The 23,560-nt window shown below is 51.0% G+C and carries 22 protein-coding genes, 1 pseudogene and 1 other annotated feature; of the genes and pseudogenes, 5 read left to right on the top strand and 18 right to left on the bottom strand.

Annotated features, from left to right (window positions below):
• Positions 1-46 precede the first annotated feature (46 nt).
• The 3 genes and pseudogenes from BMW55_RS19925 to BMW55_RS19270 all read right to left on the bottom strand — a co-directional run.
• A pseudogene (locus tag BMW55_RS19925) lies at positions 47-268 on the bottom strand (peptidoglycan-binding domain-containing protein); the annotation flags it as partial.
• 172 nt (positions 269-440) lie between these two features.
• Positions 441-2,162: a DNA polymerase/3'-5' exonuclease PolX gene (polX, locus tag BMW55_RS05830; RefSeq protein ID WP_244527457.1), complete on the bottom strand. Its 1,722-nt coding sequence runs from the start codon at positions 2,160-2,162 to the stop codon at positions 441-443.
• A 28-nt stretch (positions 2,163-2,190) separates the two neighbouring features.
• Positions 2,191-2,352: a hypothetical protein gene (locus tag BMW55_RS19270; RefSeq protein ID WP_170839751.1), complete on the bottom strand. Its 162-nt coding sequence runs from the start codon at positions 2,350-2,352 to the stop codon at positions 2,191-2,193.
• Positions 2,353-2,612: 260 nt separating this feature from the next.
• Between BMW55_RS19270 and BMW55_RS05825 the strand changes: the two genes are divergently transcribed.
• Positions 2,613-3,227: a PH domain-containing protein gene (locus tag BMW55_RS05825; protein WP_089966282.1), complete on the top strand. Its 615-nt coding sequence runs from the start codon at positions 2,613-2,615 to the stop codon at positions 3,225-3,227.
• 301 nt (positions 3,228-3,528) lie between these two features.
• Here BMW55_RS05825 and BMW55_RS05820 read toward each other — a convergent pair whose 3' ends face one another.
• From BMW55_RS05820 to BMW55_RS05795, 6 genes are all read right to left on the bottom strand, one after another.
• A complete protein-coding gene (locus tag BMW55_RS05820) occupies positions 3,529-4,065 on the bottom strand; it encodes a CvpA family protein (RefSeq protein ID WP_089966280.1) in 537 nt (178 codons plus the stop codon).
• An 18-nt stretch (positions 4,066-4,083) separates the two neighbouring features.
• Positions 4,084-4,335, bottom strand: a complete 252-nt coding sequence (gene zapA / locus BMW55_RS05815) for a cell division protein ZapA (RefSeq protein ID WP_089966277.1) — start codon at positions 4,333-4,335, stop codon at positions 4,084-4,086.
• Positions 4,336-4,422: 87 nt separating this feature from the next.
• Positions 4,423-6,843 carry a phenylalanine--tRNA ligase subunit beta gene (pheT, locus tag BMW55_RS05810; RefSeq protein WP_089966275.1) on the bottom strand — a complete coding sequence of 807 codons (2,421 nt, stop codon included), beginning with the start codon at positions 6,841-6,843 and terminating at the stop codon, positions 4,423-4,425.
• 17 nt (positions 6,844-6,860) lie between these two features.
• On the bottom strand, positions 6,861-7,862 hold the full coding sequence (gene pheS, locus BMW55_RS05805) for a phenylalanine--tRNA ligase subunit alpha (protein ID WP_089966515.1): 1,002 nt from the start codon (positions 7,860-7,862) through the stop codon (positions 6,861-6,863).
• A gap of 48 nt (positions 7,863-7,910) precedes the next feature.
• Positions 7,911-8,150: a binding site (T-box leader), on the bottom strand.
• A gap of 55 nt (positions 8,151-8,205) precedes the next feature.
• A complete protein-coding gene (locus BMW55_RS05800; RefSeq protein ID WP_089966272.1) occupies positions 8,206-9,015 on the bottom strand; it encodes a TrmH family RNA methyltransferase in 810 nt (269 codons plus the stop codon).
• Complete coding sequence (locus tag BMW55_RS05795; protein ID WP_170839766.1) at positions 9,008-9,673, bottom strand: potassium channel family protein; 666 nt, start codon at positions 9,671-9,673, stop codon at positions 9,008-9,010. Before BMW55_RS05795 ends, BMW55_RS05800 begins: the two co-directional genes overlap by 8 nt.
• A 106-nt stretch (positions 9,674-9,779) precedes the next feature.
• Between BMW55_RS05795 and sspI the strand changes: the two genes are divergently transcribed.
• Positions 9,780-9,992: a small acid-soluble spore protein SspI gene (sspI, locus tag BMW55_RS05790; protein ID WP_089966270.1), complete on the top strand. Its 213-nt coding sequence runs from the start codon at positions 9,780-9,782 to the stop codon at positions 9,990-9,992.
• An 84-nt stretch (positions 9,993-10,076) separates the two neighbouring features.
• Here sspI and BMW55_RS19265 read toward each other — a convergent pair whose 3' ends face one another.
• Both BMW55_RS19265 and BMW55_RS05785 read right to left on the bottom strand, forming a co-directional pair.
• Entirely contained in the window at positions 10,077-10,253 is a 177-nt protein-coding gene (locus BMW55_RS19265; protein WP_170839750.1) for a hypothetical protein, read from the bottom strand.
• Positions 10,254-10,415: 162 nt separating this feature from the next.
• The gene (locus BMW55_RS05785; protein ID WP_089966268.1) at positions 10,416-11,096 is read right to left on the bottom strand and encodes a DsbA family protein; all 681 of its coding nucleotides are present in this window, start codon (positions 11,094-11,096) and stop codon (positions 10,416-10,418) included.
• A gap of 466 nt (positions 11,097-11,562) precedes the next feature.
• Between BMW55_RS05785 and thiD the strand changes: the two genes are divergently transcribed.
• The 3 genes from thiD (at position 11,563) to BMW55_RS05770 (ending at position 14,257) form a co-directional block, all read left to right on the top strand.
• Positions 11,563-12,375 (top strand): bifunctional hydroxymethylpyrimidine kinase/phosphomethylpyrimidine kinase, encoded by an 813-nt coding sequence (gene thiD / locus BMW55_RS05780; RefSeq protein ID WP_089966512.1) that lies wholly within the window; start codon positions 11,563-11,565, stop codon positions 12,373-12,375.
• The gene (gene thiE / locus BMW55_RS05775; RefSeq protein ID WP_089966266.1) at positions 12,372-13,025 is read left to right on the top strand and encodes a thiamine phosphate synthase; all 654 of its coding nucleotides are present in this window, start codon (positions 12,372-12,374) and stop codon (positions 13,023-13,025) included. Before thiD ends, thiE begins: the two co-directional genes overlap by 4 nt.
• A gap of 191 nt (positions 13,026-13,216) precedes the next feature.
• Positions 13,217-14,257 (top strand): aldo/keto reductase, encoded by a 1,041-nt coding sequence (locus tag BMW55_RS05770; protein ID WP_089966265.1) that lies wholly within the window; start codon positions 13,217-13,219, stop codon positions 14,255-14,257.
• A gap of 55 nt (positions 14,258-14,312) precedes the next feature.
• Here BMW55_RS05770 and BMW55_RS05765 read toward each other — a convergent pair whose 3' ends face one another.
• The 7 genes from BMW55_RS05765 to ilvD all read right to left on the bottom strand — a co-directional run bounded on the left by BMW55_RS05765 (position 14,313) and on the right by ilvD (position 23,515).
• Positions 14,313-14,948 carry a spore coat protein gene (locus tag BMW55_RS05765; protein ID WP_089966263.1) on the bottom strand — a complete coding sequence of 212 codons (636 nt, stop codon included), beginning with the start codon at positions 14,946-14,948 and terminating at the stop codon, positions 14,313-14,315.
• Between the two features lie 159 nt (positions 14,949-15,107).
• Entirely contained in the window at positions 15,108-16,229 is a 1,122-nt protein-coding gene (gene leuB / locus BMW55_RS05760) for a 3-isopropylmalate dehydrogenase (RefSeq protein ID WP_089966261.1), read from the bottom strand.
• 21 nt (positions 16,230-16,250) lie between these two features.
• Complete coding sequence (locus BMW55_RS05755; RefSeq protein ID WP_089966259.1) at positions 16,251-17,801, bottom strand: 2-isopropylmalate synthase; 1,551 nt, start codon at positions 17,799-17,801, stop codon at positions 16,251-16,253.
• Between the two features lie 28 nt (positions 17,802-17,829).
• Positions 17,830-18,837, bottom strand: a complete 1,008-nt coding sequence (ilvC, locus tag BMW55_RS05750; protein ID WP_089966257.1) for a ketol-acid reductoisomerase — start codon at positions 18,835-18,837, stop codon at positions 17,830-17,832.
• A gap of 133 nt (positions 18,838-18,970) precedes the next feature.
• Positions 18,971-19,471 carry an acetolactate synthase small subunit gene (ilvN, locus tag BMW55_RS05745; RefSeq protein ID WP_089966255.1) on the bottom strand — a complete coding sequence of 167 codons (501 nt, stop codon included), beginning with the start codon at positions 19,469-19,471 and terminating at the stop codon, positions 18,971-18,973.
• The gene (gene ilvB, locus BMW55_RS05740) at positions 19,468-21,195 is read right to left on the bottom strand and encodes a biosynthetic-type acetolactate synthase large subunit (protein ID WP_089966511.1); all 1,728 of its coding nucleotides are present in this window, start codon (positions 21,193-21,195) and stop codon (positions 19,468-19,470) included. The genes ilvN and ilvB overlap by 4 nt, the downstream gene beginning before the upstream one ends.
• Before the next feature lie 649 nt (positions 21,196-21,844).
• Positions 21,845-23,515: a dihydroxy-acid dehydratase gene (ilvD, locus tag BMW55_RS05730; protein ID WP_089966251.1), complete on the bottom strand. Its 1,671-nt coding sequence runs from the start codon at positions 23,513-23,515 to the stop codon at positions 21,845-21,847.
• Between the last annotated feature and the right edge of the window lie 45 nt (positions 23,516-23,560).

Here is a 23,560-nt window from a genome sequence, read left to right as displayed (position 1 = left end):
GACGCCAGTTTTTTGAAGCCTGCCACAACTTCAGCTTCGTTTTGGGGCCGACGACTCCGTCGATCTTCTTCATTCCGTAACTATACTGAAAGAGGCGTACCGCCCTGTAGGTCCGCCAGGAGAAAACCCCGTCCACTTTTCCCGTGTAATAACCGAGGAATTTAAGCCGTCCCTGAAGTTCATACACATCTCCTCCGCGAGCCCCGACCTTTAAAATACCGGGACCAAAAGCGGGAGAAGAGGCCGGTTTGAGGTGGAAAGCAGCCATTTCCTTTCCGCCGCTCAGAATGAGCGTGACCGCTATGAACAAACAAGTGAGCATAAAAATAAAATATCGGCTTCGCATAGCAGAACAACCCTTTCCAGGTTGAAATTCTGCTGTTATTATGCCGATATTTTCATTCTCTATACACCCAGGACGGGAAGAGGGAGGAAGTGCATCACGATTTCAATCTCTTTTTCAACTCTTCCAAAGGCAAGGTGTTGATCACATCCCCTTTTTCCAACCAGCCTCTTCTGGCAGTGGCAATCCCATAAGGGAGGTTATTTAAACCTTCCACAGAGTGGGCATCGGTGTTGATGGTAAATGTGAGGCCATACTCTTCTTTCGCTTTTTTCAAATACTCGTCATTCAAATCAAGCCGATGCGGATTGGCATTCAGCTCCAATATCGTTCCCGTATCTTTGGCCGCTTGGAAAATATGGTCCATATCCAGCGCGTAAGCATGGCGACGGTTGATCAACCGGCCGGTCGGATGCGCGATGATGTCCACATGGGGGTTCTCCATCGCTTCCACGATCCTGCGGGTCATCGTTTGCTCATCTTGTTTAAAACTGCTGTGAATCGAGGCGATGACAATATCCAATTGCTCTAGAATTTCATCCGGAAAATCCAAACGGCCGTCAGGCAAAATATCCATCTCTGTGCCTTTAAGTACGGTAAAATCATCGAACTCTTTGTTGACTTCGTCGATCTCCGCCCATTGTTCTTTTAATTCTTCAATGGTCAGCCCGTTGGCTACTTTGAGGAACCGGGAATGATCGGTAATCGCAATATACTCATATCCTTTCTCCCTGGCCGCCCGGGCCATTTTTAATATACTGTCGGCCCCGTCGCTGTACACGGTATGCATATGCAAATCTCCCCGGTAATCCCCCGGTTCAATGAGTTGGGGAAGTTTTCCCCGTTCCGCTTTTTCCATTTCTCCCCTGTCTTCACGAAGTTCCGGCGGGATATACGGCAATCCCAAATGCGCAAAAAAAGCCGCTTCATCGTCAAACGTTTGGGTGACCTCTGTTTCGGGGTCGAAGATGCCGTACTCGCTCACCTTCCAACCAAACTGCTTGGCCCGCTGCCGGATGCGGACATTATGCTCTTTTGACCCGGTAAAATGATGCAGGGCGCTGGCAAATTGCGAGGGCGACACCAGACGGACATCCACGTTCATCTCGATTCCCTCCACCCTGACAATGACGCTCACTTTGGTTTCCCCTTGATTCACGATTTCCAGCACTTCCGGCATCGAAACGATGTACTCTCCCACTTCTTTCGGTTCACGGGTGGCGACCACAAAATCAATATCTTTGATCGTCTCTTTCCGGCGGCGGATGCTTCCGGCAAGCTCAACCCGCAATATCCTGCCGTCGTCCGACAAATAATCTTTCACACGCGTTGCCACCAGCATCGCTTCATGCAACAACCGGCGTTCGGGTCTCTTCTGAAACTGCTCGATCGCTTCCAGAATCTTTAGTTCCTTTTTCGGCCCAAATCCCGGAAGTGAACGGATTTTTTCCTGCTCTGCCGCCGCCTTCAATTCATTTAAGTTGGTGATATTCAATTCACGGTACAGAGCATGTATCGATTTGGGACCCATCCCCGGCAAAGAAAGCAAGTCCGGAAGCCCGGAAGGGAGCTTTTGTCTCAATTCCTCCAATTGCCTGGATGTGCCGGTCGTGATAATCTCTTCAATCACTCCTGCGGTTCCCTTTCCCACCCCCGGCAAATCTTCCAGCCGGTCCATCATCTCCGCTACCGGAACCCGGCTGTTTTCCACTGCTCTTGCCGCTCTTCGGTAGGCTCCCACTTTAAACGGATTCTCTCCGTTCAGCTCCATGAAGTCGGCCAACTGCTGTAAGACAGCTGAAATGTACGCGTTCTTCATCCCCATTCCCTCCTTATGTACTGCATTATTATCCCCAAAAATCAAAACCTCGTGAAGCGGGGGGAAAGGTTTGGAAATGGAGTTCATCATTTGTTTGCAGGCGATGTTGATCTCTGCCGGATCCATGCGAATCCGCCAGCGTCCCGTCCATATCAAAAATCACCGGTTGAATCGAAAGCCCGGTTTTCATAAACCCCCCTGGAATAACGTTCTTATTTGAACCCTTATATTGATTTATCTTAACATAACATTGCCATCCCCATTTCCAACATTCCCGTAGAAGCGCGCCATCAATGATCCTAATTTTCAAAATCCCTCAAACGTCCGTTTCAAGACCGCCACTGATCCCATCGCTGGCGATGCTTTACAGCCCTAGGCAGCATGATCCGGAAATGATATAATATTAAAATATGAAAAAAATATAAAATGAGATAAGAAAGGATGGATCGAATGTTTGGAAAAGTGGCTTCGGATGTACTTGGACTCAGTGATGTAGGCTCTGTGATTAAACCGGAGAATTACGATAAGGTAGACGCAGATGACTATGTGATGCATGAAGATGGCGAGAAAATCTTTTTTCTGATCAAATCAAAATCTGATGAATACTGCTTTACCAACAAAGCCCTCATTCACCTCGACGGAACAAGTGCAACGAGCAAAAAACGCACGCTTCGCCGCTTTAATTACAGTACGCACAGGATTTCAAGCGTAACTCTTGAAACGGCCGGAACGGTCGATTTAGATATCGAACTTAAATTTAAAATAGGATCTGAACTCTATTCGATTGACGTACATAAAAAACACCTGGAAGAGTTGAAGGATTTATACAAAGCCCTGCTTAAAATCGAGGAAATCTCCCGTGAAAACGAAATCATCCTGGAATATGCCAAACAAAGCCTCAATTTAGCTTCAACCACATTAAGCAGCCTCAGAAACACAGACAACAATCTGGTCGAGCAGTTTAAGGAATTGAACCAGGTTGCCTTCTCCTGGCTCGTCGATGCGAGAAAACAATATCATGTCAAAGATTTTGGGTTCGTTTTCGAGCGTTATATCAACAACTGATCCTGGTGACAGATTCATTTGGCCAAGGAATCTGGAACGGGGTTTTTGAACGTATTCCGTTCCTGCTACAGTCCGCTTCATCTGTATTTTTACGCGTCATCCCTGAATTTCCTGGATAAACAAAAAATGACTTGAGAACCCGATATCTCAAGTCATTTTTTGTTTACTGGAGCGATGCCGCTGCATCGCCAGATGTTCCCATCCATTACCGTATTTATCTGTGTTTTCGCGAAGTCCCTCTTCACTTGTACGTATCCTTGATCTTGCCAACGCCCTCATGACGGGCATACTGATGCTTTTTCTAAACCATGCCTTTTGCAGAGAACAGTTCTTTCAACTCCCGGGTAAAGTCCGGGGTGATTTGCAAAATGGCTTGCGACAGCATGGATTCGTTGACCGCATCCTGCCCTTGCGTCCACGGCAAAACATGGAGCACATTCACGAGCACGATGAAAAGGAGCACAGTCTGAAGCAATGCAACCAGGACTCCGCCCGCCCGGTTGAACAGGGAGACCACCGGCAGAGTGGCAAACTGGTTGAGGATTGTTGCCGCAATCGACAGAATCAGTTTGCTGCCAAAGAGAAGAATCAAAAAGGCAAGCCCGGAATAGATCAGTTTGTCAATCGGCAAGAGTGCCATCCAACCGCTGCTTACCTGTTCGGGAAGCGGCAAGGTCTCGCTTAAAACGGGAGCCAACTCATCGGTAAATTGGTACGCCGCCCATATGCCGATCAATAAGCCAAACAGCGAGGCGGCTTGTAAGACCAATCCTCGCTGGTATCCTCGGAGACATAAACCGATGAGAAGGAGTACGAGAATAAAGTCAAAATGATTCATCTAATCCTCTAATCCTCCTCAGGGTTGTTCATCTTCGACAAGGTGCAATATTTCATCGTACTCTTGCTTCAGGCGCAAGTAGTCATCCGCAATATTCACCGCAGATAATACCGCCAGCCGGGTCGTATCCAATTTCGGATTGGCATCGGCGATTTGCCTCATTTTTTCATCGACATGGCTGGCCACTTGCCGCATATGGCCGGGGCTGGCTTTGCCGACGATGGAATACTGTTGTCCGTAAATCTCTACGGTCAATTTATTTTTGCTCATTGCAAACGCCTCCTTCACGTGGTGAAGGTTTCATCCGTCAGCCCTCAGGCGAACAGGGAGCATCACCAGCAGGGTGAAACCCCGCGTTTATCTGAGTTTCGCTCCCAATATGTCTTCCAGATAATCGACCACACGCTGGTGAACCTCCTGAACTTCTTCGTCAGTCAGGGTACGGTCTTTTGCCCGGTACACGAGGGAATAAGCGATGCTCTTCTTTCCTTCCCCGATTTGCGCACCCGTAAAGACATCAAAGAGCGTCACAGATTCTAGTAATTCTCCGGCAACCTCGCGAATCCCTTCTTCCACTTCCTGGGCCAGCACATCTTCGTCAACAACCAGTGCCAAGTCGCGGGTGACGGCCGGATAGCGCGGAATCGGCTGATAAACCACTTCGTCGTTGGCTGCGGAGAACAGTTTAGCCAAGTCTAACTGGAAGACAACCGGATCTTCCAAGCCGTATTTTTTCGCCAGTTTGGGGTGAAGTTGTCCCAACAGGCCGATCACTTCCCCATTCACGCTCAATTCGGCTGTGCGGCCGGGATGAAAGCCGTCCGGGAATGCTTCCGAGTACTGAACACCGCTAACGCCGAGACGGGTAAAGAGAGCTTCCAACATCCCTTTGACGATGTAAAAATCCCCTGCCGGGATCGGTGTCTGCTTCCAAATGGTCGGCTCTGCTTCGCCGGTCAGGAGTCCGGCCAATTCCCAGCGCTCCTCCGGTAAAGTGGTAAGGTTCTCTTCTTCGGTCACATAGGTTTTACCCATTTCAAAAATCGTGACCCGGTTATTGCCGTGTTTGATATTGTACGCGGCCGTCTCGATGAGCTGGGGCAGCAAGCTGGTGCGGAGAACGGCATGTTCATTGCTCATCGGCATCGCCAGCGCGATGGGGCGGGCGGTACGATGGAGCGGCTCAATCTTTTTACCCGCTTCGGGAGAGGTTAAACTATAGGTGAGAACCTCGTTCATCCCCAGATTGCGCAATGTATGGCGAATCACCCGACGCAGCTTTTGCTCGCGGGTCAAACCGCCCGGCAGCTGCTGTCCCCACGGCAACGTGGTCGGAATCCTGTCATAGCCGTACAAGCGCGCCACTTCTTCAATCAAGTCGACCTCCATCGTCAAATCGGGACGGCGGGTCGGAACTTGTACATCATATATGCCTTCGCGGAGCTGGGTCGGAAAATGGAGACGGCGGAAAATGTCCAGCACTTCTTCTTCCTTGATCTTAATTCCGAGAACTTTTACCAGCCGTTCATGACGCAATGAAATGACGACATCGTCAACGTCTCCGATCTTTTCTGCATAAAGATCCGAACCTACCTTACCGCCGGCAAATTGCTGCAATAGTTGAACCGCTCTGGCCAGTGCGGGAATGATCCGTTCCGGATCCACCCCTTTCTCAAAGCGGTTGCTGGCTTCGGAACGCAATCCCAGCTTACGGGAACCTTTCCTCACGACAGCCGGATCAAAAAAGGCCGCTTCGATCAGCACAGAGGTCGTTTGTGCCGTCACTTCAGAGGATTCTCCCCCCATGATGCCGGCAATGGCGAGCGGCTGATCGCCATCGGTGATGAGCAGCATTTCTTCATCGCATTCACGTGTGACGCCGTCCAGGGTGACCAGTTGTTCACCGGGACGAGCGCGCCGGACGACGATTCTGCCGCCGGGTATCTGATCATAGTCGAAAGCATGCAGCGGCTGCCCGGTCTCGATCATCACATAGTTGGTGATATCGACAATATTGTTGATCGGCCGGATTCCGGCGGAGATGAGCCGATTTTGCATCCATTGCGGAGACGGGCCGATTTTCAGGTCATGAACAACCTGAGCGGCATAAAACGGGCAATCTTCTTCCGATTCCAGTGTGATCGACACAGGGGACTCCTCTTCGTCCACCGATTGAATATATACATCCGGCAAACGCAGCTCACGGTCGAAGATGGCCGATACTTCATACGCAACCCCGATCATGCCCAAACAATCGGACCGGTTGGGAGTTAATTGCAGCTCAATGACTTGATCGTTCATGCCCAGGTAGTTTTTGATATCTTCTCCGACCGGTGCATCCGGCCCCAGCACGAGAATGCCTTCCGTCTGTTCTTTCATCAACACTTTATCCGGAAATCCAAGCTCTTTGGCCGAGCAGATCATTCCGTTGGACTCCACGCCTCTTAAATTGGCTTTTTTGATTTTCATTCCGCCGGGCAACTTGGCCCCCACGAGCGCCACCGGAACCCGCTGGCCTGCGGCGACGTTGGATGCTCCGCAAACGATTTGCAGCATTTGTCCTTTGCCCACGTTGACCATACAAACGTTCAGGCGGTCCGCTTCCGGATGCTTCTCCACAGACAGCACTTCACCCACGACCACCCCGGAAACTCCGGCATCCCGGGTATAGATGACTTCCACTTCAATCCCGGTCCGGTTCAACTCTTCTGCGATGTCTTCCGGGGAGATTCCTTCAAGATCCACATATTGAGATAACCACTCGTATGATACCAGCATGGTGTCAGACTCTCCTCTCACACAGACCTGAACTGGCGCAAGAAGCGCAAGTCATTATTGTAGAAGTGGCGAATATCATCGATGTCGTACTTTAACATCGCGATCCGTTCCACACCCATTCCAAACGCAAAGCCGGTATATCGCTCCGGATTGTAGCCGGCTTTTTCCAGCACGCGGGGATGAACCATACCCGCACCGAGGATTTCGACCCAGCCCTTTTCGGGATGGTAGATATCCACTTCCACACTGGGTTCGGTAAACGGGAAATAGCTGGGACGCAATCTCATTTCCGTCCCTTCGCCAAAGATCTTTTCGATAAAAGAAAGCAAGACCCCGTTCAATTCGCTCATTGAAACCCCGCGATCGACCACTAATCCCTCAATCTGAGTGAACTGGTGGGAGTGCGTCGCATCGTCATCATCGCGGCGGTATACTTTGCCGGGACAAATAATGCGGACAGGGACATATCCTTCTTTCGCTTCCAAGGTTCTTACTTGTACGGGGGATGTATGAGTCCTCAACAATATTTCAGGTGTGATGTAAAAAGAATCCTGCATGTCACGGGCCGGATGGTCTTTCGGTATATTGAGCGCTTCAAAATTGTAGTAATCTACTTCCACTTCGGTTCCTTCAGCCACTTCAAAGCCCATGCCGACAAAGATATCCTCGATTTGTTCGATGATCAGGTTGAGCGGATGAATCGATCCGGCAACCCGGGGAACTCCGGGCAAAGTGATATCAATTTTTTCCTCTTGCAATCTCGTTTCCAGAGCGGCTTCTTCCAAAGCCTCCTCTTTTTCGGCGATCAACGATTCCAATTTGCCACGAATCTCGTTGGCCAACCCCCCAATCACAGGGCGCTCTTCGGGAGAAAGGCTGCCCATTCCCCGAAGCACAGCCGTCAGCTCCCCTTTTTTCCCCAAATACTTGACTTTCAATTCACGCAACTGGTCTAAATCATCTGCTGAAGCAATCGCTGATGATGCTTCCTCCTGTAACGCCTGCAAACGTTCGCGCACGAGAAACTCTCCTTTCTTTTTTATGTACAAATAAAAAAATCCCACGCCCTAAGGGACGGGAGATCCGCGGTACCACCCTTTTTGAAAAGCAGGTTCAACACAGCCCTTGCCTTTCCACTTCATTCGGATAACGGCCGAAACCGGTTCCCTCTACTTAAGTCGAGTAACTTGTTCAAAGGACAGCTCCAGAGCGAACTTCGGCAGCCGTTTCCTTAGAGGCGCTTTCAGTCCAGGGCACCTCCTCCCTGCAAGGGCGCGCTGCTTACTCTTCTCTATCATCGCTTTCGTTCTGTATTGGAAAATTATTAAATATTATAGCCAACCCAAATGAGACTTGCAACCGTTACAAGTGCGGATAACGTTGGCGAACCCGCTCATAGATGAGAATGGCGCAGGTGACGGAGACATTGAGCGATTCGGTTTTCCCCGGCATGGGAATCTGAACCATCTCATCGACGAGAGCCATCAAGGCAGGATCCACCCCTCTTCCTTCATTTCCAAGCAAAATGGCAGACTTAGCGGGGAACGGGTACTCAAAATGATAAACGCCGCCGCGCGGGGAAGTGCCTACCACCGTTACGCCGTCTTTCTTTAACAAGGAGATCGCTTCCGCGAGATCCAGCTGAACCATCGGCAAACGAAACAGGGATCCCATCCCGGAACGAACCACTTTCGGGTTAAACGGATCGACGGTTCCTTTTCCCAGCCAGATGCCGGTCACGCCGGCCGCTTCCGCGGTACGAACGATCGTGCCCAGATTGCCGGGGTCCTGAACGGCATCCAAAAGAAGATACGTGGCCCCCGATTTTCCCCTGGATAAAAGTTCTTCCGCCGACCAGTCGGGAATCCCGACTACGGCGGCAACTCCCTGGGGCGAATCCGTCTCTGTCACGGATGTAAACAGGGGAGAAGCCAATTCATAGACAGGAGCTTGGACGGGATAGCTTTCCAACACGCTGAGCGCCGCATCTTTCTTTCCCGAATCGAAGATCACCGCGTGAAAGGGGAGTCGGGCGGAAATGGCTTCCATGATGAGATGTTCCCCTTCAATCAAAAGGGTTTTCGATTCTGATCTCCCTTTTTTGGTTTTTAATTTTTTCCATTTCTTTACGTGTTCGTTTTGCGGGGAGGTCAGATGTATGATCTTATTCATTTCCGTACGCCTGTTCCTGAAGTTTTTTCAGATGATCATTGTGTCCGATCACGATCAGCAAATCCCCTTCATGAATCACATCGGTTGCGGCCGGGGCAATGTTAAACTTTTCCCCGCTTTTTATCGCCATGACATTGCATCCGAAACGCGCGCGAATATCCAGCTCCTGCAACGTTTTCCCTTTAAAGAAGTCTCCCGCCAGAATTTCCACAATGCTGTAATCTTTGGAGAGCTCCACATAATCCAGGATATTCGGGGAGATCAGGTTATGTACAAGACGGACACCCATATCCCGTTCCGGAAAGACGACCCGGTCTGCACCGATCTTGTAAAGAACTTTTCCATGCAGCTCATTTACCGCTTTCACGACGATTTTTTTAACGCCCATCTCCTTCAGAATCAGGGTGGTCAGGATACTGGACTGTATATCATCGCCAATCGCGATGACAACCACATCGAAATTGCGGATTCCCATGGCTTTCAGGGCATGCTCGTCCGTCGAATCCGCCTCGATGGCATGGGTGACAATCTGGGCCATATCCTGAACGCGCTGGGGATTCCGGTCCACAGCCAATACTTCATATCCCATTGAATCCAGGGTTTGGGCGACGCTTCCTCCAAACCGCCCCAAACCGATCACTGCAAATGTTTTGTTCAAAGGTGGACACCTCCGTGTATTCTGCCAACTGATCCGCCGATCATCTTCCCTTTTCGGATAAAGTGCTTTTTTCCGTACAACCTATGAAGGAAAGGAGGGTTTGACAATGAATTTTGATATTCGCGGTGCTGTGATTAACAACATTCATAACATGAATAACCAAGAACTTCAAGATTTAGTCGAGGAGTCGATCAGAGGGGATGAAAAATTGCTCCCCGGTCTTGGTGTTCTGTTTGAAGTCATCTGGGAAAACAGCAGCCCGGCTCAGCGGAGCGAAATGATCGGAACACTTCACGATCAACTTTCCAAAATGCGCTGAACGTTGCAAGCTTGAATGAAAAGATACACCGAACAAACTGATTCCGGTGTATCTTTCCTTCATTTTGCCCAAAATCCACCTATTCTACCAATCAAAGCCGCCGCCAAAGCCAAATCCGGGTCCAAAACCGAAACCTCCAAAACCTCCGAATCCCCACCAAAAGAAAATAAAAAACAAGAAGAGGATGACCAGTACGGCGACGGCGATCCAACTGATTCCAAAACCGCCAAACAGTCCGCCCAATCCTGCTGCTTTAGCCAAGTTCCCACTCCTTTCACTTTGGAGTTACTTCATAATATATGTTTCAGCTGTTCAACTGGTTGGACAAATGTTGGATCAAACCGGCCTATTTACGCAGTATCGCTACATACTCAAAACCAAAGGCGGCACAGCCCGAGTTGATATGCCATGCCGCCCCGGAGATTACTTTTTCAGCTCTTCTTCAATCGCCTTTTTGATGGCATCATAATTCAAACTGTCTTCCACTTCTTTCCCATTGACAAAAATGGCCGGGACTGATCTTACCATGCTTTTTTTCGCTAATTGGTTATCCGCCTCTACCTCTTTTTGGTATGTTTTATTTTTTAAGTCCCGGCTCAATTGGTCGGTATCGATACCCGGCACGTGCTTTTTGACCAGGCCGATCAAAAATTCGGGTGTGGCCCAAATCTGTGACTCTTCTTTTTGATTTGTATAAACGGCATCATAATATTTCCAGAAAGCATCGTTATTTTGCTTATAGACCGCTTCTCCCGCCATACCAGCAGTGATCGAATCCGGACCGATAAATTGGTAGTTGGAAAAGAACATCTGAACTTTGCCCGTATCGATGTAATCCTTTTTCAACTGAGGATAAATCGTGTCGTGAAATGCTTTGCAAGCCGGACACTTGAAATCGCCGAACTCCATTAACTTGACCGGAGCATTCGGATTTCCGATGCTCGGTTGCCCCGCATAAGAAAAGTTTTGTATATTCGGCCCGGTTTGTTCATTCGTCCCCGTTGGACGGATCATCGCAAAGACTCCCAGTCCAAGCAATACTATCAATAAGGTCGCCATGGTGATCGTGCTCATGTTGGAAGACTTTTTTCCCTTTTTGGACAATGTTTCTCACTCCCGTTTGATAACATGACAACGCTCTGAATCAATAAAAATCATACCAATTTGAGGATCGGTTTTCATCTTTAATTTCTGTCAAAGTGGTCAACAGGCGGAGCAGGTCATTTGTTTTCTGGTGGGACCAGGCGGGAAGCAAATCCGCAGCTGGTAGCAGCCGATCCGAACTGCGGCATGCCCGGCTTCACAACCCCGGTCACATAGGTTATCATCTTTATGATCCACATGCTTTTCTCCGATACATGAGTGATTTGTTAACAGAGAGAGTGTACCAATCAAGAAAACACTCCATCGACATAAACGATCAGAAAAGGGTACAATCCGGGCGGGGAGACGGTGATCGGACGGAGTGTTTTTATGGCCGTCCCCGGAGAAAAATCGCCTCCCCGATGCACACAGGAGAAAAGGATTCAGCCGTTTTCACAGAAAAGAGAAATGGAGAGGAGAAACCAACATGGCGCCAACCATCGCCCGCGCGTTGACAATCGCCGGTTCCGACAGCGGAGGAGGGGCCGGAATTCAGGCTGATTTGAAAACGTTTCAGGAACTTGAGGTCTTCGGAATGAGCGCACTGACCGCGGTTACGGCACAAAATACGCTGGGAGTTCAAGGTATATATGAACTTCCTCCCCAAGCGGTGGCTGAACAAATCGATGCGGTTGTGGAAGATCTAGGTGTGGATGCCGCCAAAACAGGCATGATCGCCAACATTGAAATCATGGAGGTCATCGCCGAAAAAGTGAAAGCCTACGCCATCCCCAATCTGGTCGTGGATCCGGTCATGATTTCAAAAAGCGGACATTCCCTGCTGAACGAGGATGCCCGGCTGGCATTGAAACGATATTTGCTCCCGCTTGCCACAGTGGTCACTCCCAACATCCCGGAAGCGGAGGTGTTGACCGGCCTTCAACTGGACAGCATGGAAGCCCGCAAGGAAGCAGCCCGGATGATCATCGGCATGGGGGCCCGATCGGTGGTGATCAAGGGAGGGCATTTGCCGGACGGGGAAGCGGAAGATCTATTCTACGATGGGCAAGAGTTCTCCATCCTTTCATCCCCCCGGTTTGAGACACCGCATACACACGGAACAGGCTGCACTTTTTCGGCGGCAATCGCTGCCCACTTAGCCAAAGGAGAAGCCGTCCTTTCTGCTGTCCGGCAAGCGAAAGCTTTTATCACGGCTGCCATCCGTCACCCCCTGCATCTCGGAGGCGGGCATGGTCCGACCAATCATTGGGCACACCGCTTACAGGAGGGGAAAGCATGAGATTCAAAGATTCTCTTCGCCTCTATTTCGTCATGGGCAGCCAGGATTGCCCCGGAGAAAACCCTGTCGAAGTACTGAAACAAGCGATCCAAGGCGGGATCACCTGTTTTCAGTTTCGTGAAAAAAACTCACGGCTGAATGGAAGAGAAACCGTAGAACTGGGAAAAGAACTGCAAAAGATCTGCCGGGAACACAACATTCCGTTTATCGTCAATGACCGGGTGGATCTCGCCCTGATTTTAGATGCGACCGGGGTGCATATCGGACAGGAAGACCTTCCCGCGGATGAAGTTCGCCGCCTGATCGGACCCGACCGAATTTTAGGTGTTTCCGCAGAAACATTGGAAGAGGCAAGGCGCGCATTTGCAGACGGTGCCGACTATATCGGTGTCGGCCCCATGTTCTCCACTTCCTCCAAACCGGATGCCGGAGAGCCGGTCGGTCCTGCTGCCGTTCGCCACATTCGCCAGCAGATGGGACATCGTTATCCCATCGTTGGTATTGGAGGGATTACCCCGGATCGCGCTCCCGAAGTGGTCGGAGCAGGCGCGGACGGGGTTGCGGTCATCTCCGCGATCAGCAAAGCGTCAAGTCCGCTCGGGGCTGCCAAGCAATTCCTGCAATTGATGGGCAACTCCACAAAATTGTAAACCTTGTTTTTATCTGCCCCGCTGCAAAGTGGTACAATAAGGTCGGACGAACACATCCGGCTCAACCTGATTCTAATTCTCGTTTGTGTTACACTGAATGGGTGAAACACAGATTGATAACAGATCACTTTCAACATTTGCCTTAGCTCAAACGAAGCCATTGATATACGCCTGCAAGGAGGATCTTCCATATGAAATATCGTTCGATGCCTGGAATTGACCGCCCCATCTCAGAGGTGGGATTTGGTGTTTGGTCAGTAGCCACCCCATGGTGGGGCGTAAAGGATGAAGAATTGGGAAAAAGACTGCTTCGCAGTGCCTATGAGGATTATGGAATCACTTTCTTTGACACCGCCGATGTATATGGACAAGGAAAGGGAGAAACCATACTCGCTGAAGCTCTTTCGGGCATCCGCGATCAAGTGGTCATCGCTACCAAATTCGGTTACGACATCTATGCCAAACGCGGGGATCGCCACGGCGGGCACAGCGAGCTTCCTCAGCGCTGGGATGCCGCATCCATTCGCAAATCTTGTGAAGAAAGCCTGCAGCGCCTCAAAACCGATTACATTGATATCTACCAATTGCACAATGCCCGTATGGAAGCGATTCAAAGCGACGAAGTGCATGAAACACTGGAACGCTTGAAAGAAGAAGGCAAAATTCTCACTTACGGAGTAGCGCTGGGACCGGATATCGGGTGGAGAGATGAAGGATTGGCCACCATTGCGGAGCGCAAAATGGACATGGCCCAAATCATTAACAACCTGATCGAACAAGATCCGGCCCGTGAACTGATCCGAGCCGCAGAAGAGCATAACTGCGCACTTATCTCCCGTGTTCCGCACGCTTCCGGCTTGTTGGACGGAACCTATGACCCGGACAAACATTTCGACAAATCCGACCATCGGAACCATCGCCCCAAAAAGTGGATGGAAGCCGGGCTTCAGGCCGTGCGCGAGTGGAAATTTTTATATGAGGGCACAGACCGGACGATCGGGCAAGCCGCAATTCTCTTCTGCCTGGCAAGCCCCGCAGTCAAATCGGTGCTGCCGAACATCACCAATGAAGACAATCTGCGCGAGTTTGCCCAGGCCCCGGATAAAACTCCGCTCAGCCAAGCAGAATTGAAAAAGATTGAAGAGCTCTGGGAAGGCGGGCAAAAAGAGGCTTTGAAACAACCGTTCTCCAACAGCAAAACCAAACCGACCCCGGTTGCCGCTAAATCTTGATCCACGAATTCACCCCGGTCTTTTTACAAGAGCCGGGGTGAAATTTTTCATGCGTTTACTGCATCATTGTCGGGTTTTGGTTCGGAGCCCCCTGGGCGGGACCATAGGATTGCATCATCTGCTGCATATCTTCGGCACTCAATTGCGGGACTTGGTACCATCCTTTTTTATTTGCATACAGGGAAAGTTCGTAGGCCATCTCAATACAGTTGGGAACGCTGTCCGCAATGACGCGGCGAACGACGGGATTGGTTACCTCACAGGCGGCAACCGCTCTCTGTCCGGCACAAGTCTTCTGCATTCCGAGCATTTGCCCAGCGATCCGTTGATCATTGATTTCATTGGCGGATCGCATGGGTGTTTTGGGAGCCGACGGTTTCAATCCGTAGATAAAATTGTTCTCTTGATTCATCATATACGTTTTGGTTCCTTGAGCCGGGTCTTGCCCTGTCTGGAAAGCCTGAACCAGCATATTGTAGTCATTGAGCATAAAATTGTACTGCCGGTTCAAAATATCCGCGAGCTCAGGGTCTTTCACATGTTGGCGAAACATCGTGTACTGATCCAGTACACCGATCGTTCCGGACAAAACTTCATGAACATCAAACATTTCATGTCCGCCGTGATTCATTTGCGGGGGTTGTGCGACCATTTCCGGATTGGGTGACACAGTCAGGGGTTTGATTTCCATACTAGATCCTCCTATGCAATATTTTCATCAATAATATGTTCCGTGCCACCCGATTACACTCACAATCGACATATGCCAATACCTTCCTTTTTACGGACGGACAAAATAAAAAAGTCTGAGAAGCGGGGACTGTCTCCCCTGCTTCTCAGACTCGTTTTTTTAAAACATCACTTCCAGCGGAATGGATGGGGAAGGTTCGTACCTTGACAGCTCTTCCACCACACGATCGCCAAACTCTTCGGTGCTTACAGCCATTTGCCCGTGAGTGGCGAGATCAGGGGTTCGATAGCCCCGGCTCAACACATGTTTGACTGCGTTCTCGATGGCCCCTGCCGCCTCCTCATAACCAAAGGAATGACGGAGCATCATTGCCGCAGAGAGAATGGTGGCACTGGGATTGGCCACTCCCTGGCCGGCAATGTCGGGAGCGGAGCCGTGAACCGGTTCATAAAGCCCGAATGAACCTTCGCCCAGGCTGGCGGATGGAAGCATGCCGATCGAACCGGTCAAGATGGCGGCTTCATCGCTCAAGATATCGCCAAACATGTTTTCCGTGACGATCACATCAAAATCAGCGGGACGGCGAACCATTTGCATCGCACAATTGTCCACCAGCATGTGTTCCACTTCCACATCCGGGAATTCCCTGGCCACCCGGTTGGCCACCGTACGCCAGAGGCGGGAACTTTCCAGCACATTGGCTTTGTCTACCGAAGTGACGCGCTTTTTGCGCCCGCGGGCGATCTGAAATGCGAGACGGACGATGCGCTCAATTTCATGCTCATAATAGATGAGCAGATCGGTGGCTACTTCTTCTCCGCCTTCCGCTTTTTGCCTTGTTTTTTCCCCAAAGTAAATTCCGCCCGTAAGCTCTCGTACAACGATCAGGTCAACCCCGGCAATCACTTCGGGCCGCAAGGTTGAACTCTTTTCCATTCCTTCATATAAAACCACCGGCCGCAGATTGGAAAACAACCCAAGCTCCTTGCGAAGGGCAAGCAATGCTTTTTCCGGTCTCAGTTCGGGAGGATTCTCATCCCACTCGGGCCCTCCCACCGCACCCAGGAGAACGGCATCAGACTTTTTACAAAGTTCCAGCGTTTCCTGCGGCAAGGGAGTACCGGCACGGTCAATCGCTCCCCCGCCAACCATCGCAAATTGGAACTCAAACGAGAGCCCGAATACTTTTTCCACTTGACGCAAAACCTTTACCGCTTCATCGATGATTTCCGGACCGATTCCGTCGCCGGGAAGGACGGCGATTTTCTTTGCTCTGCTCATCTTTCCTCTCCTCCCATTCGTTTAAATGGATACTTTTGCTTCCGTTTCTGCTGCCTGCATCACTTCTTTTCTGCGAATTAAACGGTTGACCGCGTCCACATAAGCTCGGGCGCTCGCCTCCAATACGTCTGTGCTGACTCCTCTTCCCCGTACCGTCAAGCCGTTTTGTTCGAGCTGCACATAGACTTCACCCAGTGCATCTTTGCCCTGGGTAACGGACTGGATGCGGTAATCGACCAGCTCCACTTTTTCACCGACGATCCGGTCTACCGTTTTAAAGATGGCATCTACGGAGCCGTTTCCGCAGGCTGCCTCTTCCAGCAGCCTGCCGTCGGGATTATGGCGAATCCGGAGGGAGGCAGTCGGCAGAGAGTGGCTTCCATAGGAGATTTGCAGGGATTCCAGAGTGAAAAGATCCGCAGAATCTGTCAGTTTTTCTTCTACAAGGGCAATCAAGTCGTCATCCGTGATTTCCTTCTTCCGGTCGGCCAGTTCTTTAAACCGGGCAAACAGGAAATTGAGCTGATCATCGGATTGCGGATAGCCGAGCTGCTCCAGTTTTTCCCGGAAAGCATGTCGCCCGGAGTGTTTGCCGAGTACCAGACGGGTTTCGAGACCGATGCTTTCCGGAGTAATAATCTCATACGTGGATTTGTTCTTTAACATTCCGTCCTGGTGAATACCGGATTCATGGGCAAATGCATTCGCTCCTACGACAGCTTTGTTTGCCGGGACGAACATGCCGGTCAATTTGCTGACCAATCGGCTGGTCCGGTCAATCTCCTTCAGATTTAAGGTCGTTTGCGCCTGATAGAACGATTCCCTGGTTTTAATGGCCATGGCGATCTCTTCAATCGCTGCATTTCCCGCTCTCTCACCGATCCCGTTGATGGTTCCCTCAACTTGCTCCACTCCTGCCTGAATGGCAGCTAAACTGTTCGCCACGGCCATGCCCAGATCATCATGGCAATGGGCGCTGAGTCGCACCCGCTCGATTCCGGGGACCCTTCTTCTGATCTCGGCAAACATTTCTGCATATTCCTCTGGGGTGAGATAACCCACCGTATCGGGCAGATTAATAATTTGCGCCCCGGCTCGAATGGCCCGGTCGACCACTTCACACAAGAAATCAATTTCGGTTCTGCCCGCATCTTCCGCCGAAAACTCAACGATCGGGAAAAACTTTTTTCCATAGCGGACCGCTTCTTCCGCCCGCTCCAATACCTGCTCCTTGGTCATGTTGAGTTTATATTCACGGTGAATCGGAGAAGTGGCTAAGAAAACGTGCAGATAAGGTGATTCGGCAACTTTCAGGGCTTCCCAGGCTTTGTCGATATCGCCCCGGACAGAACGCGCCAGGCTTGCCACTGAAGCATTTTTGACCGATTTGGCGACTTCCCGCACGGCTTCCAGATCTCCGGGAGAGGAAGCGGCAAATCCCGCTTCGATCACATTTACACCCAATTTTTCCAGCTGGGAAGCAATCTCCACCTTCTCTCTGGCGCTCAGGTTGACTCCGGGTGATTGTTCCCCATCCCTCAATGTGGTATCGAAAATGTAAATCGTTCGCATAACCGCTTCCTCCCCATTTTTTCGGTTTTTATTGATTCACCGGTTCTTTCTTGCTTACCCATACCATCATCTCTCTCAGCTTGGCTCCGACTTTCTCAATCTCATGCTCTCTTTCCTGCTGTCTCATCTTCTCGAACTCTTGGCGTCCGCTTTGATTTTCTTCAATCCATCTCTTCGCGAACGTACCGTCTTGAACTTCCTGTAAAATCTCCTTCATCGCCTGGCGGGAAGCTTCAGCTATGACGCGCTTTCCACTCACATAATCGCCATATTCGGCAGTATCGCTGACCGAGTAGCGCATTCCGGCCAAGCCTTGTTCGTACATCAGATCGACGATCAGTTTCAATTCATGCAAGCATTCGAAATAGGCTACTTCCGGCTGGTAACCCGCCTCCACCAGCGTTTCAAATCCGGACTTGATCAACGCGCTGACTCCGCCGCAGAGAACCGCTTGTTCACCAAACAGATCCGTTTCCGTCTCCTCTTTAAACGTGGTCTCAATCACACCCGCTTTAGTCGATCCGATTCCCTTACAGTAAGCAAGGGCCAATGCGTGCGCGTGTCCGGTCGCATCCTGATGGACAGCGATCAGCGCCGGAACGCCAAACCCTTCTTGATATACCCGCCTTACCAGATGGCCGGGGGATTTGGGGGCAACGAGGATCACATCCACATGGGCAGGCGGAACAATCTGATTAAAGTGAATATTGAAACCATGGGAGAAAACAAGTGCATCGCCGGGATTCAAATGGGGTTCCACTTGCTCTTTGTAAACCTTCGCCTGAGCCTCATCGGGAAGCAAAATTTGGACGACCTGGGCCCGCTTGGCTGCTTCCTCCACTTCAAACACTTGAAATCCGTCCTGCTCAGCCTTTTCCCATGATTTTCCTTTTCTCAATCCGATAATTACATTGACTCCGCTGTCGCGCAAGTTTTGCGCTTGAGCATGTCCTTGGCTTCCATAACCGATGACGGCGACCGTTTTTCCGTGCAAAAGAGAGAGATCTGCATCCTGTTCGTAATACATTTTTGCCATGTTCATCCATCCTCCAAATCTTTTATCAATCAGTGATTTTGCTGAATGGTTACCACGTCTGAGCATTTAACCCGAACTTGTCAATCCAATCTCAGCCAACCGACGGGAACGGGACGATTGCTGTGATACACGCTCAGGAATGGACAGGCGTTTTGACCTTACTCCCCCTGGCGAGGGCCGTTACGCCCGTGCGGGCCATCTCCTTGATTCCATAAGGACGGAGAAGCTCGATGATCGCGTCCAGCTTGGAACGTTCGCCCGTCACCTGGACGATGAGAGAGTGGGTTCCGACATCGACGATGGAGGCGCGGAACGGTTCGATGATTCCCGCAATCTCCCCCCGGGAAGAGGGGGAGGCTCCCACTTTGACCAGCAACAGCTCCCGCTCCACTGCGGCATCTGCGCTTAAATCCTGCACTTTGATCACGTCGATTAACTTGTTGAGCTGCTTGGTCACTTGCTCCATCGTGCGCGCATCCCCATTGGTGACGATCACCATCCGGGAGAGGCCGGGCTCTTCTGACTCGCCTACGCTGATGCTCTCGATGTTAAAGTTTCTCTGTCCGAACAAACTGGCTACGCGTGCCAATACCCGCGGTTGATTGTTTACGAGTACGGAAACGATATGCCTCAATTCTCCTCATCTCCCATCAACATCTCATCAAGCCCCGCTCCCGGTGCCACCATGGGATAAACGTTTTCGTCAGGAGTGACCCAGAAATCGACGACGGCCGGACCCGGATGGCGGAGTGCCTCTTCCCACACCCGGACGGCTTCTTCCTGCGTTTTGGCCCGCCAGCCTTTCACACCGTAAGCTTCTGCCAGTTTGACAAAATCCGGGCTGCCGGATAAATCAACTTCACTATACCTTTCCTCATAGAATACTTCTTGCCACTGGCGAACCATGCCCAGACAATGGTTATTGATCACGGCTACTTTAACCGGGATGTTTTCGAGGGCCACGACTGCCAGCTCCTGCGCCGTCATCTGAAATCCGCCGTCCCCGGTTACCGCGATGACTGTACGGTCCGGATAGGCCAATTGGGCTCCGATCGCTGCGGGGAAACCAAAGCCCATCGTCCCCAGACCTCCGGAACTTAAGAAGGAACGGGCACGGACAAAGCGGTAATACTGGGCCACCCACATCTGATGCTGACCCACGTCGGTGGTCACAATCGCATCACCGCCTGTGGAATCGTGAAGATGCTGAATCACCCATTGAGGTTTCAACGTATCAGCGGATGGTTTGTAGGTAAGAGGAAAATTCCTCCGCCACTCATCGACCTGTTTGATCCAGTCGTCCGACTGGCTGCGCGGTACGTTTTCATTCACCGCCTCCAAAACCTTCTTGACATCGCCCACCAGCGGAATAAATGTCTCCACATTTTTGCCGATTTCCGCCGGATCAATATCGATATGAGCGATCTTGGCTTTGGTGGCGAATTTGTCGATGCGCCCCATCGTCACCCGGTCATCGAAACGGGCGCCGATGCCGATCAAAAGATCACACTCAAGCAGGGCATGGTTGGCCGCATAGGTCCCGTGCATCCCCGGCATTCCCATCCACAGCGGGTGAGTCCCGGGAAATCCGCCGATTCCCATCAAAGTGGTGGTGACAGGAATCTGCGCCGTTTCCGCCAGCTTCACGAGTTCATCGGCAGCACCGGAGCTGACCACGCCTCCCCCGGCCAAAATGACCGGCCGTTGGGCCTTGGCGATGGCTTCATGCAGCTTTTGAACCTGAAGCGGGTGCGGATCGGTATTGGGCTGAAATCCCCGGATATATACCGATTCGGGATAGTGGAAGGTCGCCTTGGCATTGGAAACATCTTTGGGGATGTCGATCAGGACGGGACCCGGACGACCCTGGGTCGCAATCGTAAACGCCTCTTTGACAATTCTCGGCAGATCCCGCACATCGCGGACCAGATAGTTATGTTTGGTGATCGGCATGGTGATCCCGGTAATGTCCGCTTCCTGAAACGCATCGGTTCCAATCAGGTTTTGGGGTACGTTTCCGGTGATGCAGACGAGCGGAACCGAGTCCATCATGGCAGTGGCGATCCCCGTTACCAGATTGGTCGCCCCGGGCCCGGATGTGGCGATCACCACACCTGGTTTTCCTGTTGCCCGCGCATAACCGTCGGCAGCATGAATCGCTCCTTGTTCATGACGGGCCAGCAGGTGTTTCACATGCCCCTCATAGAGGGAATCGTAAATGGGTAATACAGCTCCGCCCGGATAACCGAAAATCACCTCGACTCCTTCTTCGATCAACGATCGAAGCAAAATTTCTGAACCTGTGTACTCTTTCTCTGCTTTCTTGGTCTCCTCTAACTGACTCGTCATGGTTTCCATCTGGGGAGCCACCGGTTACTCCTCCTCTTTTTTGATAAAGTAAAAGAACCTTTTTCACCCATTCGTCTGGCTTAGCCATTTCCGATTGGGGCGAAAAAGGTTCGCGGTACCACCCAATTTCGTCAGCTTCTCACGAAAACCGACCTCAGCGAGTCCGGGTATCCTACCAGGACTCTCGTCGATAACGGCGACGGCCGGCAGTGTACTACTGAGCGCCAATTGCGCCTTTCGACACCCGACTCCGAGGTGAGAAGTTAGTAAACCCGCGGTTCCGGTCTCAGCCACCCCGGACTCTCTGTATCGCGCGAGTAAACTACCGGTCCTCATCATCGTCTTAAAATATCAAATTTTCTGTGTAATGGATGTAGTTTGTTACAAAATCAGTGCTGAAAAGAAAACATCGTTGGCGAAATGGTCACTTTCGATCCGATCATTTCCGACAAATCATCTGATTTTCGATTCAAGCAAATTGAATTCGATTTATTTTGTCGACCATTTCGATTATTTGAATGTTATTATAGACAGCTTCTTTTTTCCCTGTCAACAAAGATTTTCATCTTTTTTTGTTACAAAAATGGAAGCGTTTACAGCACATGGAGAGGATCACTCCCCTTTATCCCGGGGAGTTTATTTTTACTTTTTAAACCAATTAGTATTCTTTCAAAACCGCTCCCGTATTGGCGGAGGTCACCAGATGCGCATACCGGCGCAAGAATGCTCCCTCCACCTTTGGCTTCGGTTGCTTCCATTGTTCGCGGCGCAACTTCAATTCATCTTCCGGCACTTCCAGATGGAGCGTTCCTCTTACCAGATCAATCTCAATGATATCACCCGATTGGATGAGCGCGATCGGTCCGCCTTCCGCCGCCTCCGGAGAAACGTGGCCGATACAGATGCCGCGTGTCGCCCCGGAAAAGCGTCCGTCTGTGATTAGAGCCACATCTTTCCCGAGCCCCATGCCGACAATGGCCGAAGTCGGGGACAGCATCTCCGGCATTCCCGGGCCGCCTTTGGGGCCTTCATAGCGGATGACAACCACATCCCCTGCTTTCACTTTGCCGAGGGCAATCCCGGCAAGGGCGGAATCTTGAGAATCAAAAACCACTGCCGGACCGCGGAACACTTTCACGGACGGATCGACGGCTCCGGTTTTGATCACAGCCCCGTCCGGAGCGAGATTTCCGTACAAGATACTGATCCCGCCTGTTTCACTGTAAGCATTCTCCAGCGTATGAATCACTTCGGTGTCTAAAATTTCCGCATCCGCGATGTTTTCTCCCAGCGTTTTAAGCGTTACCGTCGGACAGTCCAGATGAAGAAGCCCTTCTTTTCTGCTCAACTCTTTGAGGATGGCGCTGATGCCTCCGGCCCGGTCGATATCTTCCATATGCCATTGGCCGGCAGGGCTTACTTTGCAGAGGTTGGGCACCTTCTTGGACAGTTCATTGATGCGGGAAAGGGGATAGTCCACTCCGGCTTCATGGGCGATGGCCATGGTATGCAAGATGGTATTGGTCGATCCGCCCATCGCCATATCGAGCACAAATGCGTTGTCCAAGGATTTTTGCGTGACGATATCACGGGGTTTCAAATCGGCCTTGATCAGTTCCATAATCTGGCGGGCCGCTTTTTTCGCCAGCTCTTCCCTTTCTTTCGTATTGGCGAGGATGCTTCCGTTTCCGGGCAAGGCCAATCCCAGCGCCTCGGCCAGACAGTTCATCGAGTTGGCGGTAAACATTCCCGAACAGGAACCGCAGCTGGGACAACCGTACTCCTCCAGCTCCTGCAATCCCTGCTCATCAATTTTTCCGGCCTGGTACGCTCCCACTCCTTCAAATACAGAGGACAGGTCCACTTTTTTACCGGACGGGGTTACCCCTGCCCTCATCGGCCCCCCGCTGATGAAAATGGTGGGGATATTGACCCGCATGGCTCCCATCATCATCCCCGGGGTGATTTTGTCACAGTTGGGAATACAGATGAGCCCGTCAAACCAGTGAGCCAGTGCCACCGTTTCCACCGAGTCGGCGATGATCTCCCGGCTGGGCAGCGAATATCTCATCCCGATATGGCCCATGGCAATCCCATCATCCACACCGATGGTATTAAATTCGAAGGGGACACCGCCCGCCTCCCGAACGGCTTGTTTCACCACTTCCGCGAATTTGTTGAGATGGATATGACCGGGTATGATTTCAACAAATGAGTTGCAAATACCGATAAAGGGTTTGTCGAAATCTTCATTCTTTAATCCTGTGGCTCTGAGCAAACTCCGATGGGGAGCGCGCTCGATCCCTTTTTTAATCTGGTCACTCCTCAAACTGTCGCACCTTCCCTCTCATTGTCCAAATATTTTTCATATCAG

It is taken from the genome of Lihuaxuella thermophila, from assembly GCF_900110165.1.
Taxonomy (GTDB): domain Bacteria; phylum Bacillota; class Bacilli; order Thermoactinomycetales; family Thermoactinomycetaceae; genus Lihuaxuella; species Lihuaxuella thermophila.
This window is presented reverse-complemented; position numbering and strand designations above follow the sequence as displayed.